This window comes from Mesorhizobium sp. CU3 (genome assembly GCF_006442965.1).
Lineage (GTDB): Bacteria > Pseudomonadota > Alphaproteobacteria > Rhizobiales > Rhizobiaceae > Mesorhizobium.
Genome location: NZ_VFWX01000006.1, coordinates 80,054 through 98,552, shown reverse-complemented (window position 1 = coordinate 98,552; position 18,499 = coordinate 80,054). Strand labels below are relative to the sequence as shown.

General features: G+C 57.6%; 11 protein-coding genes, 1 tRNA gene and 1 pseudogene. 3 read left to right on the top strand and 10 right to left on the bottom strand.

The window, feature by feature from the left end:
* Positions 1–182: 182 nt before the first annotated feature.
* The 6 genes from FJ988_RS11140 to FJ988_RS11115 all read right to left on the bottom strand — a co-directional run bounded on the left by FJ988_RS11140 (position 183) and on the right by FJ988_RS11115 (position 8,420).
* Complete coding sequence (locus FJ988_RS11140; protein WP_140817439.1) at positions 183–1,745, bottom strand: ATP-binding protein; 1,563 nt, start codon at positions 1,743–1,745, stop codon at positions 183–185.
* Complete coding sequence (locus FJ988_RS11135) at positions 1,742–3,370, bottom strand: radical SAM protein (RefSeq protein ID WP_140817436.1); 1,629 nt, start codon at positions 3,368–3,370, stop codon at positions 1,742–1,744. The genes FJ988_RS11140 and FJ988_RS11135 overlap by 4 nt, the downstream gene beginning before the upstream one ends.
* A complete protein-coding gene (locus tag FJ988_RS11130) occupies positions 3,363–4,379 on the bottom strand; it encodes a DGQHR domain-containing protein (RefSeq protein ID WP_140817434.1) in 1,017 nt (338 codons plus the stop codon). The genes FJ988_RS11135 and FJ988_RS11130 overlap by 8 nt, the downstream gene beginning before the upstream one ends.
* A gap of 123 nt (positions 4,380–4,502) precedes the next feature.
* Positions 4,503–5,534 (bottom strand): ParB N-terminal domain-containing protein, encoded by a 1,032-nt coding sequence (locus FJ988_RS11125; protein ID WP_140817431.1) that lies wholly within the window; start codon positions 5,532–5,534, stop codon positions 4,503–4,505.
* Positions 5,512–7,017: a DEAD/DEAH box helicase gene (locus tag FJ988_RS11120; RefSeq protein ID WP_246688507.1), complete on the bottom strand. Its 1,506-nt coding sequence runs from the start codon at positions 7,015–7,017 to the stop codon at positions 5,512–5,514. Before FJ988_RS11120 ends, FJ988_RS11125 begins: the two co-directional genes overlap by 23 nt.
* Positions 7,018–7,397: 380 nt before the next feature.
* Complete coding sequence (locus FJ988_RS11115; protein ID WP_140817427.1) at positions 7,398–8,420, bottom strand: hypothetical protein; 1,023 nt, start codon at positions 8,418–8,420, stop codon at positions 7,398–7,400.
* Between the two features lie 207 nt (positions 8,421–8,627).
* Between FJ988_RS11115 and FJ988_RS11110 the strand changes: the two genes are divergently transcribed.
* Both FJ988_RS11110 and FJ988_RS11105 read left to right on the top strand, forming a co-directional pair.
* The gene (locus tag FJ988_RS11110) at positions 8,628–9,527 is read left to right on the top strand and encodes a hypothetical protein (protein WP_140817425.1); all 900 of its coding nucleotides are present in this window, start codon (positions 8,628–8,630) and stop codon (positions 9,525–9,527) included.
* 182 nt (positions 9,528–9,709) lie between these two features.
* Positions 9,710–10,785, top strand: a pseudogene (locus FJ988_RS11105) (IS110 family transposase).
* A gap of 711 nt (positions 10,786–11,496) precedes the next feature.
* On the opposite strand, the gene FJ988_RS11100 reads toward FJ988_RS11105, so the two are convergent.
* Entirely contained in the window at positions 11,497–15,495 is a 3,999-nt protein-coding gene (locus FJ988_RS11100; protein WP_140817423.1) for a hypothetical protein, read from the bottom strand.
* A gap of 148 nt (positions 15,496–15,643) precedes the next feature.
* Complete coding sequence (locus FJ988_RS11095) at positions 15,644–15,841, bottom strand: helix-turn-helix transcriptional regulator (RefSeq protein ID WP_140817827.1); 198 nt, start codon at positions 15,839–15,841, stop codon at positions 15,644–15,646.
* A gap of 150 nt (positions 15,842–15,991) precedes the next feature.
* Between FJ988_RS11095 and FJ988_RS11090 the strand changes: the two genes are divergently transcribed.
* On the top strand, positions 15,992–16,627 hold the full coding sequence (locus tag FJ988_RS11090; RefSeq protein ID WP_246688505.1) for a hypothetical protein: 636 nt from the start codon (positions 15,992–15,994) through the stop codon (positions 16,625–16,627).
* 33 nt (positions 16,628–16,660) lie between these two features.
* Here the strand turns inward: FJ988_RS11090 and FJ988_RS11085 are convergent.
* Positions 16,661–16,737: transfer RNA gene (locus FJ988_RS11085), tRNA-Arg, on the bottom strand.
* A 164-nt stretch (positions 16,738–16,901) separates the two neighbouring features.
* Entirely contained in the window at positions 16,902–18,395 is a 1,494-nt protein-coding gene (locus FJ988_RS11080; RefSeq protein WP_140817421.1) for an ATP-binding protein, read from the bottom strand.
* Between the last annotated feature and the right edge of the window lie 104 nt (positions 18,396–18,499).

Here is an 18,499-nt window from a genome sequence, read left to right as displayed (position 1 = left end):
GCGCTGCGTGAGAGTGAGCAGGTTAGTGCCGGTCATCGCGCTCTATCTGGATTTGCGGAAGGACGCCGTCAACATGCGAGAACGCGGCGGTGACAAGCGGCCGAATAGTCCGTCACCTCAAACTGCAGAATTTGGTCAAGGCCAAGGGCCTGCAACAATCGCTTGAGCCTGACGCGGCGCGGCTAAGAGGTGGCCACCTTTTGGATAATCCGATCTATCAGCGCCTTGGCCGCCTTTCGGTTCGTCGAGCAATCGTAGATGAGCTCAACCATATGTTCGTACATTGCCCGTTTCGGGGCAGGTAGCCGCTCGAGCGGGCCGCCGTTTGCTTCGGCTTCACCCGCCATGTTTGTAAGGGCCGCGCGCAGACCAACAATTCTCCGTTCGAGATCCACCGCGACATCTGAGAGCGAATCTAAATTGGCTAGTTTATCCAAGCGCAAAAGGGTTGCCTCGATGGCAAGCACGCTAACTTTGCGCTGGGCGCGGCCTAACGCACCTTGCCGCAGAATTTCCAAGCGCCCGCGCACCTCTTCCTCCAACAAGTCAAACTCCCGCAATTTGGACCGCCTGGCCGAATTCGTACGACAGCGTCGGGCAATTTCTCGACCAGGCGGAGCAAGATGATTTAGCAAATTGCTGAAATGGCTGTTCTGCTCGAAGTGATCTCGTCGCCCGTTTGGCACAATGCGCGGATCAAAAACGTGAATCTCGCCAACAGACCAGGCATTGAAGCGACTTTCTGGAAACATCTCCTCCAGGATTGTATGGTCACCTATCTGCAGATTTCCAATCCGCAGGCGAACACCCTTGATCAGTGTCGCGACCGGAAGTGCGCCGTCATATTCGTGATGAAGGAACCAACCAATCGCTGCAATGCCACCCTCCATACCGGGAATCTCGACGAGCGATAACTCCTCGAAGGCGTTGGTCTTCCCTGGCGCCAACAAGAAGGTGTCTTGATGAGGCTTTCGCAAAGGCTCTCCGCCATTGATACGAATCTCTATCTCGCTTGGCTTGGTGACGGCTTGTAAAGCAGCCAAAATGTCGCCAGCAAAGCGGAACTCGGAAGAGAAGGGAATAGGCGCCACTTGCATGAGATAGTCTGCAACCATCGCGGCATTCATCAGCTTGTCGCTACGTTGACGGATGACTTTCGAAAGCTCGACCTCAAAGAAATGCAGCGGATAATCTGAGCCGGGCAAATGACGTAGGGACACTACCTCTGCGATAAGATCGCCGACATCGCCATCAAAGGCTGGATCGGCCAGAATAGTCTTGAGGCGCCGGCAATCCCACCGCAGTTCCGACACGTCGTCCTGCCCGATTGCACGTGAGCGGAATACAAGTTCCTGAGCCTGACCAAGTCCAACCAGTCGGCCAACACCACGGAAGCCACGCGCTCCCGTGCCACGCTTCTTGCTCGCCCCCAGTGTCGTCAGCCTACTTGCAAAATCAGCGGTGGCGACGCCAACGCCATTGTCCCGGATACGGATAGACCGGTTTGCCAGATCGATATTGATGTCGATCTGTCCGCTGACGACATCAGTCAACAGACCGTTCGCGCGCGCAGCATCGATGGAATCCGACGCATTCTGAATGTACTCTCGATATACGGTCATCGGTTCGACGTACATGGCCGTCGACACCAGTTCGATCACGTCCTTGCCTAGACGTATTTCATCCCGGGCTACGGCGGTTATCGGGGCCGACCGGAGTTTGATTTTCTGCGGGGTGGTTGTCATACGGCGGCCCCATGTTCTGGCGGCCGTGTTGCAAGCGAAGACACCGCGATGTTCTCCTCATAGTCTAGACCAGCATCCTCAACTCGCTCATCCTCAGCGAGCCCAAGGTCGACGAAATCGCGATTTCGCGTGCGCTGCTTCTCCCAGATAGCGAACAACTCGCTCTTTGGCCGAGGCACGTAGAAGCGCAGAATTTGCGAAACATCCGCGCTTACTGCCTGGTCCGGTAGGAAGGAAAACTCCCTTGGGTCGCATGATGAGAGCAGAGTAAGCAGTTCACCGCGCTCTTGAGCGCCTAGCCGTGAAAATGCCTTCTGAAACTCATCAAATTCAGGACGTCCGTCTCGATATTCGTACCAGTCGCGATTGAAGATGAAGTCGTGCGGTAACGCGAGAATATTCTCGTATTCGTCAGCGGTATCACCGAAGGCTCGTTTGAAAAACTGCGGCTCGCCACTAACAACGCCGTGGGTAGCCTGGAGAATGAGCTGCATGGAACGCAACTGATAGCGCGTCCATTTTGCGGCCACATGTCCCCGGTCAGGCCGATTGGTCGGCTGATAGCGCATGGGGAATGACCAGATTCGAACGCCAAGCTCCTCGTTCAAAGCTACGTTCATCCGCATACGCTCGAACAGATCTGAAGGATCGTCGTGGAAATTGTAGAGCATATAGTTGGATAGTTCGGTCAAGCCGAATTCATGTGCATAGCGGACAGCCTGCTCATAGGGCTTCTTGACCCCAAGATGGTCAAAAGCAATCCGCAGCGGCTTGAGGCAAATTGTGGACAGCTCGCGCAAATACATTGGATCCTTGCACAGAATCCGCGCATCCACCCCCTGATTGAAGTCAACTCGCCGCTGAACCGGAACCCGCATTCCTTCGCGCTGAAGCTTTGCGCCCGGGATGAAACCAAGGTCACGAATTTCGGCGATGATTTCCTTGAAACGGGCGCTCGCAACCACATTGTTGTCCATCAGTATCAGGTCCTTTTTTGGACCGTAACGAGAGTCGATCGCGCGCACGAGTTCGGTCAGCGAATCGGTATCTCGCTGCATTCCTTCCAGTTTCGGAACACCGCAAAAATGACATTTCCGAATGCAGCCGCGCGAGGTGTAGGCAAAGTACGCATCGCGCACTGCATACTGGTAGTCCACTTGGGCCAAGATGGAGTAATCGGGAATCAGATCTTCGATCGGCTTACCTGTGAAGTCATCCGAGTAGAGCTCTTCGGCGAACTCATCGAGCTGGAGCGCAATCGCTGGCGGCTCCGATAGGAGGCCCTTGATAAAGCGTATGCCGGCCCAACGGCGTTCCTCAAGAAACCGCTCATGCATCAGCGACGCAGCGATACCGCCCACGAAAACCTTGTCGGCTTGGCCATTCACCACAGTCAGAGCAAAATCGATGGTCTGGGCAATTTTGGGGTATTCGAAAGAGAAGAGGGTAGTTACGTAGACACGATCCCAAGCCTGACTGAGAACTGAGCGGTCCTGACCTTTGATGAACCTCACTACATCCCGCTGACCATCAGGCCCGTGATATTGTGCGATTTTCATCAGCCCCAGAGGCGGGTACTTGTTCTTGTAGTCAGGCTCGATGAGCAGAATGTTCTTATTAGCCATGCGCCACCTTCAATCGCGCTCGACGCCGGGCGTCACGAACTAGCCTAAGGGCTTCGCTAACCCCGCCTTCTCCCCCCAGACCCTTCAACGGGCCGCTGGTTGACCAATCAAATCCGGTCGCGAAGTCCGCAAGGCTTGCGGTAAATGTGGCTGTGTCTGGGATTTTGCCGGGCTGTTCGCAGACGATATCGGCGGCGAGTTCCATTAAAGCATAGACGCCGATACCTTTTGTCACGAGATACGACCGCGGCTTGGCAAATGCATCAGGCAGGACGGCGGCCACCGCCACCCAAAAATCATGAACCGTCTGAGCCGCCTGCTCGGCACTCATGGGCACGGACGGTTTTGTACGACGAAGGAAAACCTTTACCGCCTTTTGGACTGTGCGTAGCGAAGCACGCCGGTCGAGTCCTGACACCGGATTACCTCCGAGATCCAGGCGCCGATACCAAGGGGAAGTCACCTCATTCTTGAGAAATAGAGCAACCAGCAACTCAGGGCGCTCTGTGGCGAGGTCTTCACATAGCTGGGCATCATGAAAATCGAGCAGGCTGCGCGAAAGGCCCTTGGCCTTCCCGTTGATGATGCCAAAGATCTCCATCTCCTCACGCGCGTCCAACTCGATGAAGCTCATGAAGGGGAGATCAAGATCAATATCGGAAAGATAGCCGAGACGATGCTGGCAATCGACCTGAGCGAGAACCCTTGAATTAGTATCCACATGGAGGGCGGCCATGCCAGTCGGTAGGTCGATGAGACGCCACGCGCCATCGACACGCGCACGCAGGTTGAATGTCAGCGGAATGGTCGCGCTTCCGGTCCGCTGGATATAGCGACGAAAATCCAGGCTGTGCTGTGCATTGAAGCGGCGCTGATAGCCACGACCTGTTTGCTCGTCAAGAACGTCGGCGAAGCTGATCGTGTAAAGCGTCCTCGCCGACGCCGACCCGAGCAGCACCGGCCGCCCGGCGGACATGCCTCGCAGACAGTTCAGCACCAGATTCGCCATCCCGTGACTCCCTACGATGGCAAATCTGCAGCCGTTCAATGCAGTTTCGTCACCTTAAGAATTCCGATAGCCAATTTTTGAAGCGGTGTCGATCTAAAACGCGCTCTGAGGCGAAAATACCGGTCAGCCGATGGTGTTCTTTTTCTGTTCCAGCGTGTCCTTGAGCTTTTTGGCCTTCTTCTCGATCTCTTTGAGTTCGTATTGAATGGAGTCCCGGATGGCCTTTGGCGCTTCGACTAGGTCGTCTTCGGTGGAGGCGGCTGCGAGCCAATTGCGGAATCGCTTAAGCTTGTTAAGTGCATGGTTCTCGCCGCCGGCGGTCACAGCCGCCTCATGAGCCTCTGCAAAATCCCAGGTACCGGCCATATAGCGCTTCAATATCTTCGGGTTGGCAGCGCAGATGGTCGGGAGCTTGTCACGCAGATCCATTGCTTTGCCGAATCGACCGGCCTGAACCTCACCGACGACGAAATCGTCAAAGCCAGGCACCTCTTCTCTGGCCTTCTTGATCTTCCGCGACTTCAGGAGTTCGTCGTAATAACTCCAATGCTCGCGGTCCTGATCGTCGTGATCGATCATAAACTGGTAGACAGCAATCAGGTGCTTTACCTCATCCTTCGTTAGCCCGATCTCGGTGGCAACGACTGGCAGGTCCACCTGCTGGTCTTTGAAGCGCCGATAAACGAAGCCGGCCTTTTCGTAGGGCGCCCAATCCTTCTTTCCCTTGACGTGATATTGGGCGAGCAAGGCATAGACGAGCTTTTCGTCAATGTCCGCGGGCAAGAGGGTACAACGGACCTTTCCCCAGCGACTCTGATCCTGTCCGGCGAGATAGTGATAGGCCGCTAGCCGGCTGTTGCCCTCCAGGACGACAAAGTCGCCATCCCTCACTATCAAGGGATCAATGAGACCACCATTGGTTTGAATGTCCTGCACCAGCTCACGGACATGCTCTAGACCTTGCAGCCGCTTCAGGATTTCAGTTTGATTTGGAGAGTGCCCATCGCCCCGCACAAGGGAATAGATACGGGGATTGTCGACATAGAATTGGAGCGCGGTGTAGGTGATGTCGCGCGTGGTCGTGGCCACGTCGACGCCGCGCAGACGAAGCGTGCCGGTCAGCTCGCGGGTTTCAGCCTTCGTCGGTTTGTCCATGCGCCTCCAATATCTCCTTCACAATGCGCCCGAAATCATAATTCGCCAGTCTGGAATATTCGTTTTTGTCTACATCCGCCTGGGCGAGTTGAGCAGCGAGACGCTTTGCGGCTAGAAGCGCATCCACCCATTCGTCGACGGTGTCAGCTCCAATCAAATTCCAGACGTAGCAAGTCTGCGACTGTGAGATGCGATGAATCCGGTCTTGAGCTTGCAGATAGTCATCGAGACTAAAGGAGCGGTCGTAGAAGATGGCATGATTGGCGACCGTCAGAGTGAGGCCTTCCTTCGCGGCGCCAGGCGTTGCCACCAGTACACGACAATCAGGGTCTCGCTTGAAGACGGAAATGGCTTCATTCCGAGCCGCAATATCTAGCGCACCATGGACCTTGACTGCACCATAAGGCTTGAGGTGATTGGCAAGCTGGTCGACATTCGCGACAAAACTGCTCCACACGATCAATTTCGAGCCAGCAGATACCGCGCCCTCGACTAGCCTGTCGAGTGCGGCGAATTTCCCAGGTTGCTCCTCGTAGGATTCATCGATCAATCGGGGGTTTGAAGCAAGCTGCACGAGTCGTAGCAATCGCTTCAGTACCTCTTCGGCATCATCTTCAATCAGTTGGCTGCCGACGACAACCGACGCGCTGAGCTCATCCTTGATTTCATTGTAGAGCGCGCGCTGTCGTGGCGCGAGTTCCACCGGCACGTTCTGAATCCGCTTCTCTGGAAGCTCTATGCCCGTCGACGCTTTTGTCTCACGGACAGAGAATTCGCGGATGCGGGCAAATACACCCGCCAGCGCGTCCTCAAATCGCTCGCGGCGGCTGTCGTTGGCCCAAAGATCATTGGTGAGATCAAGTTGCTGCTTGAAGCTTGGGAAATCGGTTCCCAGAGAAGCACCTTGATCGAGGAAGAATACCTGTGACCATAGGTCATAAGGACGATTGGCGACCGGGGTGCCGGTCATGATGATGCGTCGGACAAACCTTGGTGCTAGCCGATGAAACGATTTTGCCAAGTCAGTTTCAGGATTTTTAATCTTCTGGGCTTCGTCGAGAATAACGCCCACCCGGCGTGTTTTGAGGAAGAGCTCCATTCGGCGCTCCTCGCTTCTGATTACCTCATAGTGCCCAAGATACAGCGGAGTTTGACTATTAAACGCGTAGAAATTAGACGCGTGATTTTGATCCATCACGCGAGGTTTCAGATAGGAATGTGCCCTAATTTCGTCGAGCCAGTTTTGCACAAGGCTCCGTTTTGTTACAAATAAAATGCTATCGACGACATCTTCACGCAGCCATTCGAGAGCAACATCGATGCCGATTTTGGTTTTTCCTAGTCCTTGCTCGTGAAACAAAGCTGCAAACGGCAGATGTTTGACTGCCTCAACCGCGTCAAGCTGATAGGCAAAACCTTTATGCAACGCACTCAGATTGAGGTCAGCCATGCGCCTAAGGCGGGGATGAGCTTCAGACGCCATCGATGACCTCAATGGAGACGCTTGCGTGGTGAGGAAGACGAATGCGATTCAAAATTGTCCATGATCGAGCAGAGGTGAACGGCGGGACCGACAGGTAGAAACTCGTATTGGGGCGCAGCGCGAGATAATTGAGAAATGCTCGTATTTGCCTTGCGGACCGTTGGGTCTCAAGGTCTAGGGGTGTCTTGGCCTCTCCGATTACCTCGAACGTCACTGGCAGGTCGCTCGCGAACACGTCGGGCATGTAACCCTCAATGGAGGTTGGGCGATTGATTCCGTGACTGTGGTGATCGGCCAAAAGGAGAAGCCCTCGCGGCGCGAGATGTTGACCGCGGATATGGACAACGAGACGTTCCACTAACCGCGAATGAAGCGCCGACTCACCCGACATTGCTCTGCTGGTTAATATCGGCGATTAGAGTTTGGAGAGCGTCAAGCGCATCCACGATATAGCGGATTGCGTCATCGTCGGGATTGGCTTGCAGTCTCTTCATTTCTGCATATGGCAATGTCTCGATCTTCTCCGTCAACGCTCGCGACAATTGGCTGATCGTAGCGTTGCGCAAGTCGGCGCTAACTTCCGGTTTTTCGATTGTATCGAGGGCGGCTTTGATGCCCTTCTTAAGGAAAACGCTGCGCGCAGCCTTGTCAGCGAGCACACGTGGAAGCTGGCGCACTGTGGCCAACCCGCCAATACGACCATCCTTGATCCAAGCCGCGAAGTCGTCCAGCGACAGCCCGGCCTTTAGGATAGCCGTCTTCACCTTATTGTTCTGCAGTTCGACAAAGCCGCTGAATCGCTGCGTGTCATAAGGTTCGCCCGGTTCGTGTAGCTTGCGGTAGTGGTTTTCCATATCAGCGTAGGCGTTGATTGATTTCTGAACGTCGCGCCGGTCGCCACCGCAGAGTTCCACCAGCCGATCAAGTGGCATCAGGTGCTTGTAGTGTAGCTCATATTGGTACTTGGCCTTCGAGTAAGCGTCCCAGGCACGTGGGCCGACCAGATGTGCCTGAAGACGAATCGCATCCATTCCGTCGCCTTGTAGACCTTCATGAACAATGGCTGGGATGTGCGACCAATCTCCCTCAACCCCCTCGGCATGAAACTGGCGGTAGATATAGAGTCTGGTGTTCCCCTCAATGCACACGAGTCGTCCGTCTGCCTGACGATTTACGATAATTGGCTGCATGATGCCGCCATAGGCCAGGATCGAATTTCGAAGCTTCTCCGGCGTAGTGGCACCCTTCCCCTCAGAGTCAAAATCGCCGGCGACATCAAGTGCCAGCGCGATCCGGTCGTCCGTGAGTTCGCCCTCATAGCCTTCAAGAAAGCGACGAATCCGTGGGTTCTCGCGGTCGAGTTCCACGTCATAGATTGCGAGATTGTGCTGCGCGCCCACCATGCTTCTTCTCCCCCGCTGAAAAAATCAGCTCATGCCCAGCAAGCTGATTATCAAATCTTTCTGCCAAGCGCACCAAATTCACTACTGTGCGGCTGACAATCGAGAGCGACTCAGTCAATAGCATCTCAATCCGTTCACCTCACTATGAAGTTGACCTTGAGATGGGGGCATGCTGATTTCGTAGCTGGGGCTACTCTGGGGGAACTAATGACTACGGAAGAGGACATACGACGCGAGCGTGTCAGGCAGTCAGAACGTACAGTTGATAACCTTAAGCGCCTCTATGCGGTCTTGTTTGCAATAAGTTTCGGCGTTGTTGCCGCTTCCACTTACGAAAAAATACAGAATTTTGACAAGATTGAACAATTTGGAATAGAATCAATTATCCTTCACGCGGAAATGACCATTGCTTTTATCATAACCGCTGGATTGTTTTATTACCAAGGCGACCGTTTTCTTGATGTAGTATATGCAAAGGAGCCACTGGCCCCTGTTGGACCATTTCAATTCGGTATAGACTACCTTGTGAACGTCTTCACGATGGTGCCATTCTTTCTTATGGCCCATGCTCTCGCGGAGAAGTTTACGAGTGCGGTTGGATTTACTTGGTTTTTTGTGTCGTATGTTCTTCTCATTGGACTGGGGCTAGCGCTTCTAATTTTCCGTGATGCTTTTTCGCTTATTCAGAAGCCGGCGAGCGAGTCGGCTCAGATTTCGGCCCTTAAAGTGTTTTGGCTCTCAATGAACAGCTTCTTGCTTTTATGCCTCGTGGGTATGTACGCACTTTTCATAACCATCGGGGATACCTGTCCGGCTAACTATCACGGGAAGTCCATCTTTGGCTTTCCCTTGGTAATGGGCATCCTTATTTTTTCGAGGGACTACCTCGATTTCACGCGAGGATGGGCTATATTGTATCCCGTCGATGGTAATTCCAGACACGCCGATTTGCTGGCGCCCATACCTTGGCTGACTCATAAGTCAGCCCGTGTAAGAGCACGGGTCTTTAGTCTTGTTGTCATAGCCTTATTGATATTCTTGATCTGGAAATTCGACCTCTGGGACCTTCCGGCTATCGCGTCGCGGTGCGCGCTTCCTCCGAGTTAGATTGTGCGAATTCGCAAGCTCAGCGGATCAAGAGGGAAGGTCGCAGGAGGCAACCACAGCCGACCTTGAATGCCGCCCGTAATCGGGGCGAGCGCTTGGCCGAGCAGCAAAGCTGTCAACTGGCGGTCGCCGGCGACTCGGCGGCAAAGTCTACTCCTGTGAATCAACGCAGGAGGCGGCTGATGGAATTCTTTTGCGGACTGGACGTAGCGATGGATGAGACAGCAGTGTGCGTCGTCGACGATCATGGCGTTGTGCATATCGAGACGACTTGGTGACCAATCCCGACGCGCTGTTTGCGGTGCTAAGGCCGTTTCTGCCGTGCCTTCGCTGCGTTGGCCACGGGCCGGCTCGTTATCGCCGTGGCTGCAGAAACTTGGCCTGCCGGCCGTCTGCCTGGAGACGCAGCACGTGCGCGCCGCGATGTCGGCCCAACGTAACAAGACCGACAAGGCCGATGCGCTGGGCATCGCCTACATCATGCGCACCGGCTGGTTCCGGCAGGCCCATATCAAGTCGGAAAGCTGCTACCGGACGAAGCTTCTGCTGACGCACCGGCGCAATCTGAAGGCCAAGTTCCTCGACCTGGAGAACGCCATCCGCCATTCGCTGAAGGCATTTGGCATCCAACTGGGCAAGGTCGGGCGACGGGCTTTCGAGCAGGCGGTGCGCACCGCGGTGGCAGAGGATCCGCTGTTGTCCGAACTGATGGACGCCATGCTGTCGGCACGAGCAGCGCTGTGGAGGCCGTATTGCCGGCTGCACGATCTCGTCGTCAAAATGGTGGCCCGCAGCTAACTGTGCCGACGCTTCATGGCCATCCTGGCGTCGGTCCGGTGACGGCACTTTCGTTCATGACAACGATCGATGATCCGTCGCGCTTCCGCCGCTCACGCGATGTCGCGGCCTACTTCGGGCTGACCTCGCGGCGATGGCAGTCGGGCACCACCTCGATCGACGTTCAGGGTCGCATATCGAAGGCCGGCGACTCGGACGTGCGACGCTCGCTCTACGAGGCGGCATCAGGGCTGATGACGCGCTTCAAGGCAGGGACAAGGTCAAGAGCTGGGGCCAGGCGATCGCCAAACGATCATGTCACCGCAAGGCCAGTGTCGCCGTAGCGCGCAAGCTGGCGGTGATCATGCGCGCGATCTGGACTGACAGAACGTTCTATGTCGGCGATCCGGCGACAAGACAGGCGGATGCCGGGCGGCGCGCTCATATCAATGATCGCCGGCTGCTGGGAGCGCATCGATGAACAGAAGACCGGCAGTTGAAATGCATGGCGCCGGCACGCTGACGAGCTCCATCTGACACAAGGAATCCGCTCCGGCGGATGAGGACTGATACTGACCAGGAACGACGGAACGCACGTTATCTTGCCTGCGGCCGCGCCGATCGCGAGACGGCCGGACCGCGCCGGATTGCCTGTGACGATGCTCCGTCAGTCCGATGGAGAAGTGCGCCACGACGGTTCCAGTACTGCCTTCATGCAGCCGGTAGACCCCATCGCAGAGCGCGGAAGACTGCACGGCGCATCGGAACTCAACGCAAGAGTACGAAATCGTGACGTAGAGCATAGAATAGTGTATTATCGTAATTTAGAAGAGTGACGACGACGGCAAACAAGTCTCGAAAAGCACGACCGATTAAGACGGCAAGATAAAAGGCCGCACATTGCGCGGTGGTCGGTTGTTTGTTTTTGCTTCGTTTTTCAACGTGTTTCGCACGTTGCTGCCTAAACGCGTAATGTGTCGTTTGCCTTCTACTTATTGAATTGGTAGAGGAATTTGCACCTTGCGCGGCATATTCATTCGGAGAAAGCCGCAACGGCCGCAGCAAAACGTCGTTTTGCAGGCGATGCTAATGTACAGATCCGGGCCGATTGCGATCCGTCCGCTAACGGCGCGACTGGCCAAGGGAGCGTATCTGTGATTTTCGGCCGAAGACGTCCTTGGCGCTGAGCGACTCAGGTTGGTGCTCGACTAGATACATCGAGAACAACGACAGCCGTAGTTTTGGCCATGTCCGACGGAAGGTCTGCGATAAGCATCGACTCGAGATCTTCCCATGTTCGGGGCCCGGCTAGTCCGCGAGGGTGGCGCGGAACCGGAAACTCGGTGCCAAACCAAAAGACGAGGTAGACGCCGTAGCCAGTTGCTCCCTGGTCCGAAGTGTATCCGCGCAGCTGATTATCTGGCGCCGTCCATAGCTCCGAGTTGTTGTGTCGCTTAGCCTCTATAGGCACGTTCTGCCCGAGGTAGCTCAATAACAAAATATCGGCACGGGTGTTGTCGCGACGACGGGTTTCGGGCGCCGCGGCGACGATCCCATATCGTTCAAAGCGGAGTTTCAGTAGCTCCAAAAGTCGGTCGCGGTCCTCATTTTCAACCTGCGGCGTTGTCGGTTTGCCGACCGAGTTCGTGTTCCAGTACCGCTTCCACGGCATATCATCGCCGGTGCGAATGGTTCGACGATAGCGACCGAGCTCTTCCTTAATGACCGCGAAAAGGTCCGCCGAATTTGCCGGCCGGCCCGCTTCAAGGGCCGTTCGTATCTGATAAGCGCTGGGCGGCGAGAACGTCCGGTCGCGCCGCAACCGCCGAAACTCGGCAAGGCCGTGCTTGAGATCGGCTGCCCACGCGCCGAGGTCGGCAGCACCAAATAGATATTCAAGGCGCCCGCCGCTCTCATCTAAAACAGACGTGGCGAGGTCGGAAATTGACATTCTGACGACACTGCTTGGTGTCCGCCCCGACATCCAGTCGCGAGGGTTGGGCGGGTTCGCCGGTCCCAGCGCCCGAATCGTCATCTCATCGACCATCGGACAATTTGGACAGACATCCTTGAGGCGCGCCGCCAGATCGTCGGGGGGCGCCAGCATCGCCGCTGAGATGCGCTCGGAACTGAGCGCCCCCGACTCCTGTTCTGGGTTCAGCATCAGCAAGGTGTAGTCAAGCAGCGGTCGCTGGGGAACCTCAGCTGTGTAGCGAGGCGAGATCTCCCTGACAATGGCCAGGAACTCGTCGGCGCGAAGGCTGCGCGCTGCGAACTCAAGCACCTCGCGCATAGCCTGTGCCGGTAAGACAACTTCGCGCAGGAGACGGCGGGCGCAATGGGCAATGAGCTCACGGGGTTCGGACCGAAAGAGGTGCCAGGCATGGTCGAGTCTGTCCGAACCCAGCTTCACCAGTTGCTTCCAATATCGGACCAGCAAATCAGTTCCGGCGATCGGATCTCGCGCCAGCTGGTCGACAGCCCAACCCGAAATCGATGGAGGCTTATCGTCGCTGAAGAAGGCCGTGCGCAAGGCGATCAAACTGATCTGCAAATGCGCGTCACGTACCGACGCCTCACGGCCCGTCGATAGAGCCCGGTGCAACCCCATGAAGACGATCTTCTCGGATTTGTAGTGCTGACCGTTCCGCTCAACACGGGCAAGCTCATCGACGCTTAGCTTCGGACCACCGGCAGTCACGAAGGCAATCGCCCCTTCGGCGATTGCGGTTGCGATCTCACTGTTCGTGCGCTCGACCAGCCGAGCGAGAGGATCAGAGGACTTCCTGCCGCTGGCGTCGTACAGTTCAGCGCCCCAGGCAAGCGCCCCTAATTCGGTCTCAGCGCCTACAGACAGAAGTGGCACGCGCGGACTCAGTTGCGCAATGTTGTCTGCTCTGCTGAGGGCCGCCTGTTCAGCGTCCTTGGCCCTACGCTGGGCGTGCTCGAGTCTGAAGTCTTCAATCGGATCAGCGATCAGGCCAGCAATGAGCCCGCCGGGATCGCCCAGCCGCTCGAGTTCGGAAAGCAGCGACCAAAAGGCTTGTGGACCGACATTCATTTGACGCGCAATTGCGCGCGCGAGCATCAAGAACCAGATCTGCTCCGACGCTCCCGTGGCTGCGGTTGCGTGGTGCAATATCGACTCGAAGATTGCGTTGCTCACATGCCGCCGCGACACAGAGACGTAAGTGTTCGTCGCCAGGTACGGCCCATCGGACCGGTCCGCGCGGTCCACTATCGCCCAGAAGAGTTCCGTCTCACGCTTCGTCGGATCGAGCTCTATCCAGCGGGTTAGCGCTTCTGCCGGGTCTGAGGCCAATGGTTCCCACAGATGCTCGCGCGAAGCCTCGATCCACGACCAAATCCGTTCTGCCGACGCATACGGCGAGTGGCTGATGCAAGAAGCGAGTGCGCGCTCCAAGAAATGCTCGGTCTCAAAGCATCGACCGCGCTCGCCGGCTGCCGCAAAAGGCACATCGAACATATCGAGCCTCGGCGAGTCTTCGAAGCTGAGCTGCAAGCCTGTAAGACTGATCAAGCTGCTCTCCTCATCGTCACCCCTGTCGCCGACGCGCTGCCCGAACTCATCGACGTCATGCAGCAGGCTTCGAATGTCCGCCGAACCGAATAGCTCCGCTGGCAACTCGCCCGCCAATCCGGCCTGCAGGGCGACGTTGAGCCGCGTCTTCGGCAGCATGGCAATGTCGGCTAAGAGTTGTCGCAGCGCTGCAGGAGGATTTGGTTCGCCGTTAGCCCAGATGCGCGCCGCTCGCGAGCGCTGCCAGAAGGGGCGAGCTTCCGACAATGCAATCTCTCGCATGTATGTGTGAAGACTCCGCACCGGCGCGCCTTCCTCAAGCGCGATCAGGACTGTCAGCACGAGATGGCCGCCATCGTCAGTACGATCGAGAATTCGGCGGAAGTCTTGCGCCAGGTCTTCGCCTGCGAGCCCGCCTACGGCTAATGCACGATCCTGCGAAGCCCGGAAAAACGGATCGTCTCGGTCAAGATTGAACAAAAGGGATTTTCGACCAGCTGTCGAAAACGCCGCGGCGTCGCCATAGGCGAGCACTGTCGCCGCGTCCTTTTCGATTAGCTGCCCGGCTCCCCCTTCGTCGCCAAGTTTCGATAAATGCGCTGCCAGCCATGCGAACAGCCCGCGCAGTTCGCTCGGCGCGTTGCCGTCCGCTCCACATAACAATGCAAGCACGCGAGACAGCGGGAAGGCGGGGCGGCCACCGGCGCCGACGACGAGCCGGGCCAAGCACTCCCCGGCTAGGTACTCCGCGACCGATCGATGCATCGGCAAGAAGGTATTGTCGTCTCCGCGAAAGAGCGCGGTATCGAGTGAGGACTCTGCGACGGTCTGATCGAGCGGCAGGTCTCGCACGCTCACCACGTCGGCCGGATTGGCTGACCGCGCGTTCGAGCGCCATAAGGCCTTGGCGCCGCTCAGAAGCAGGTAGCTGCACATCTCACCGGCCACAAGCCGCAGCACTTCCGCAGCCGGCCTCCTGTCGTGCGATCGCCCCTCATCGCTCTCGGCCGCAAGCTCCGCGGTTGCTTGTGCAAAAAGCTCAAGCCGACTCCCCGGCCAAGTTCCCGCGGCACGCCTCAACGCGGCCGACAGGAGAGCCAGGCTGAGCGGACTTTCAAGGAAGGCGGCAGCGCCGCGAGCCCGCGCGTTGGCCATGAAGGCCTGGGGATCGTCTTCGCCCAGATGACGGAGAACCGCGATCGCCTCATCCTCATCCAGCGGCTGCAGGTGGGCGACGACGATCTCGATTCCCGACGCGGCAGCCCTCAGAGCATTGATGTCGGACTGCTTGTGCCAGTCTTCGGCGCGGCAGGTCAGACGCCAGCGCGATATTCCACTGTCGCGCAGCACCTTGGAAAGCTGCAGAACCTTATCCTTGCCGTCGCCGCTCGACCTATATTCGTCCAGAGCGTCGACGTAGCCGGTCGATTGGCCGGCGGCCAAAGCTGGGTCGTTGACCAATTCCCGACAAGTGAGGACGTGGCCTCCCTCGGCGGTTGCCTCGAAGGCCAGCGCCGAGGATTTGCCAATTCCAGGCTCGCCGACGAGGACGACAAACGAACTCGCGCGCAGACCACTGAGTGGCAAGCGCGTTATTTTGCCATCGTCTCCAGTGACGACGACCGTACGATCGAGAGGTGCTGATGCCATTTCTTGCGGCTATCGTCGATGAGGAAGTCCCACAAAGCCATCTCCTGCCTAACTACCAGTGTCCGCTTTGAGGCGCAAAGCCGCCGCTCGCTCGCTACGGCGCTGTTGGGTGCGCGCTCGCGAGCGGCTCGGACGGTGTTAGCTAGATTCAGTTTGGTTCTGCTGCCAATTTCTTGATGGCTGCAGAAGGGTCGAACCCCAGGATTTTCGCCAGATCGATGAATTCGACTACGTCGACGCGGCGTTGGCCGCTTTCTAAGCGAGCTACAAACGACTGATATTCGCCTAGCCTCGCGGCGAGCTCGGTCTGAGTCAGCCCGCTAGCCTCACGCCTTTCAATCAGCATCGCGATCAAGAATTTGTGGCGCTGCGTTCCGAGCGTTTTGACCACAGACCTTGCCTCATCCGGTTCCAGATGAGGGCTTCAATTATATCTGATTTCCAGTTATCTTAAATTCAGATACGACCCCGCCGTGTCGAATTGGAGGAATCCAGGATGGCGCCATCAGCAGAAAAGAAACATGACCCTGCCATGGTCCTGTGGGTCGCATGGCGTCGAGCCCAACATACGTCTCAGGTGCTTTGCAGGGTGCAGCAGCGGTTGGAGACGAGAATCATCAGCAATACCGGGATTCAGGTATTGACCCAGGGCGAAATCACGAAGGAGCCCACGCCTGGGGTCGCACCGGACAGCGTCCGCCAATACGCTGTCGCTCAGGAGGCAGAAGTTTTAGCGGTGACGGAGGCCCTCAAACTTCAGGATGCGCTCCCAGAGGTGGTGGCTCTGTCCCTAGGTGGCATCTTGGCTAAGTTGGAGGTGATCGTTGGAGCGGACCGGGATATCGGCGATCCGACCGACTTCCCTTGGCCACACCTCGCTTCCGTTCTGCGCGATCTGAAAGCTATTGCGGGCGATTTGCCGGCATATCAGTCGGACCGCTCCACGACCCATGCTGACGTAACGAGGCACCTGAAGCAGGCAACCCAGCTCGTAGCGGCTGTGGAGGCAGAAGACGCTGCGGAAAACATACGCCAAACCGCGACATTGTTCGCGGAAACATCCGTTTTTCCAAAACCGGCTGAAAAACCGGCTGAATTCCGAGAACTAAGCCGGCGTAGACGCTCGCGATAGGTCAAAAAACTGCGGAAAATCAAGCGGATGAAATGGCGCGCCCGAAGAGATTCGAACTCCTGACCCCCAGATTCGTAGTCTGGTGCTCTATCCAGCTGAGCTACGGGCGCGCAACAGGCCGTGTGTGACACAAGCCCCGCGATCCGGTCGAGACGGCCGGCCGCGATGTGGAGTGTTCCCTAACGACTGAATTTCGGAAAAGCAAGCCGATCCCGGCAAAAGTTTTGTCGCAGGCGTTTTGGCGGCTGCCGAGCCCGGTGCGTCGGGTTTCGGCTCAAGCCGGGCGGCGCAGGCCGTTGCGCGCTTGATCCAGCCGCACCGGCTGATCGGGGATGGTGACGGCGAAGACGGTGCGGCCGCCGATCGATTCGACCAACTCCACCGTGCCGCCATGGGCGCGGATCAGTTCGTGGGCGATGGCAAGGCCAAGACCGGTGCCGCCGCTGCGCGCCGAACCGCGGAAGGCGGCGAACAGATTTTCGCGCGCCTTGGGCGGCAGGCCGGGGCCGGTGTCGGTGACGACGATGCGGCTGACGCTTCCGAGACGCTCGGACGACACCGTCAGGCGGCGCACCAGCGCGCTCTCGGTATCGGCGGCCATCGCCTGCACGGCGTTGCGGCAGAGATTGGTGAGCACGCGGAAGAGATGGTCGGAATCGGCATCGACCTCGAAAGCCAGCTCGACGGCGTTGATGAACTCGATGCCTTCCTCGATGTCGAGCAGGCCATGCACGTCCTCGACCAGCTGGTGCAACCTCAGCCTGCGGCGCGCCGGCGCCGGCTCCTGCGTGCGGCCATAGTGGAGCACGCCTTCGGAATAGCCGACGGCACGGTCGAGCGCGCGCAGCAATTTCGGCGCGAAGGACTGCACGGTCGGGTCCTTCACCTGGCGCAGCCGGTCCGAGATCAATTGTGCGGAGGCCAGGATGTTGCGCATGTCGTGGTTGATCTTGGACACCGCCAGGCCGAGGTCGGCGAGGTGCTTCTGCTCCGACAGCATTTTCTGCAGACGCCCCTGCATTTCAGCAAGCTCGCGTTCGGCGACGCCGATCTCGTCGGAACGCTCGGTCGGCGAAATGACGCGGTTGGGATCGTCCGGCGCCTCGGAGAAGGAGAGGATCGAGCGCGTCATCGAGCGGATCGGGCCGATCATGATCAGGTCGATCGCCGCATAGACCAGCATGGCGGTGAACAGCGAGATCAGCAGCGAGACGAAGGCGACGGCGCGCGAATATCTGAGCATGGCGTCGCGCAGCCGATAGTCCGGCATGATCAGCTCGAACTCCTTGTCGCTGTCGCCGACCGGACCGAAGACACGCAGCATGCGCTTGCCGCCGAAGAAAATGGTGTCGAGCGCGCCGGTCATGCCGTTGACCAGGCCGACATTGGCGATATCGATATGCTCGTCGACCTGCGGCGGCATGTCGGACACGACGAGCAGGCGCGAGACGCCGCCGTCGCGCACGGCGATCGCCTTGGCGCCGATGGCGATGAGCACGTCGTTCTGGGCGGCGTGCGACAGCGAGTTGGGCTCGCCCTGCAGCAGAACGATGGAGACGGCGGCGGCGGTGCTCAGCCGCTCCTTCAGCCAGTTGACGCGGTAGCTGGCGATCCAGGGCAGGAAGATCAGGACTTCGGCCAGTAGGACGAAGACGATGGTCAAAAGCAGAAGCTTGGTCGACAGGCCACGGGACAGCGGCACCCGGCGCGACAAATTCGCCGGCGCCGGCCTTGCCTTCTCATCGGTGGACAGAGCTTCACTCGTCATGACGCGGTCTTCACGAAGCCTTGATCGGCCAACATTATGCGATTTGCGGCTTTTTTGCCAATTTCATCCGTTGGCCTGGTGAAAAAATGCCTCATCGCCGGGCG

Excerpts from the sequence above, each read along its gene's own strand:
- FJ988_RS11140 (WP_140817439.1), bottom strand. The coding sequence starts at position 1,745 with ATGACAACCACCCCGCAGAAAATCAAACTCCGGTCGGCCCCGATAACC.
- FJ988_RS11135 (WP_140817436.1), bottom strand. The coding sequence starts at position 3,370 with ATGGCTAATAAGAACATTCTGCTCATCGAGCCTGACTACAAGAACAAG.
- FJ988_RS11130 (WP_140817434.1), bottom strand. The coding sequence starts at position 4,379 with ATGGCGAATCTGGTGCTGAACTGTCTGCGAGGCATGTCCGCCGGGCGG.
- FJ988_RS11125 (WP_140817431.1), bottom strand. The coding sequence starts at position 5,534 with ATGGACAAACCGACGAAGGCTGAAACCCGCGAGCTGACCGGCACGCTT.
- FJ988_RS11120 (WP_246688507.1), bottom strand. The coding sequence starts at position 7,017 with ATGGCGTCTGAAGCTCATCCCCGCCTTAGGCGCATGGCTGACCTCAAT.
- FJ988_RS11115 (WP_140817427.1), bottom strand. The coding sequence starts at position 8,420 with ATGGTGGGCGCGCAGCACAATCTCGCAATCTATGACGTGGAACTCGAC.
- FJ988_RS11110 (WP_140817425.1), top strand. The coding sequence starts at position 8,628 with ATGACTACGGAAGAGGACATACGACGCGAGCGTGTCAGGCAGTCAGAA.
- FJ988_RS11100 (WP_140817423.1), bottom strand. The coding sequence starts at position 15,495 with ATGGCATCAGCACCTCTCGATCGTACGGTCGTCGTCACTGGAGACGAT.
- FJ988_RS11095 (WP_140817827.1), bottom strand. The coding sequence starts at position 15,841 with ATGCTGATTGAAAGGCGTGAGGCTAGCGGGCTGACTCAGACCGAGCTC.
- FJ988_RS11090 (WP_246688505.1), top strand. The coding sequence starts at position 15,992 with ATGGCGCCATCAGCAGAAAAGAAACATGACCCTGCCATGGTCCTGTGG.
- FJ988_RS11080 (WP_140817421.1), bottom strand. The coding sequence starts at position 18,395 with ATGACGAGTGAAGCTCTGTCCACCGATGAGAAGGCAAGGCCGGCGCCG.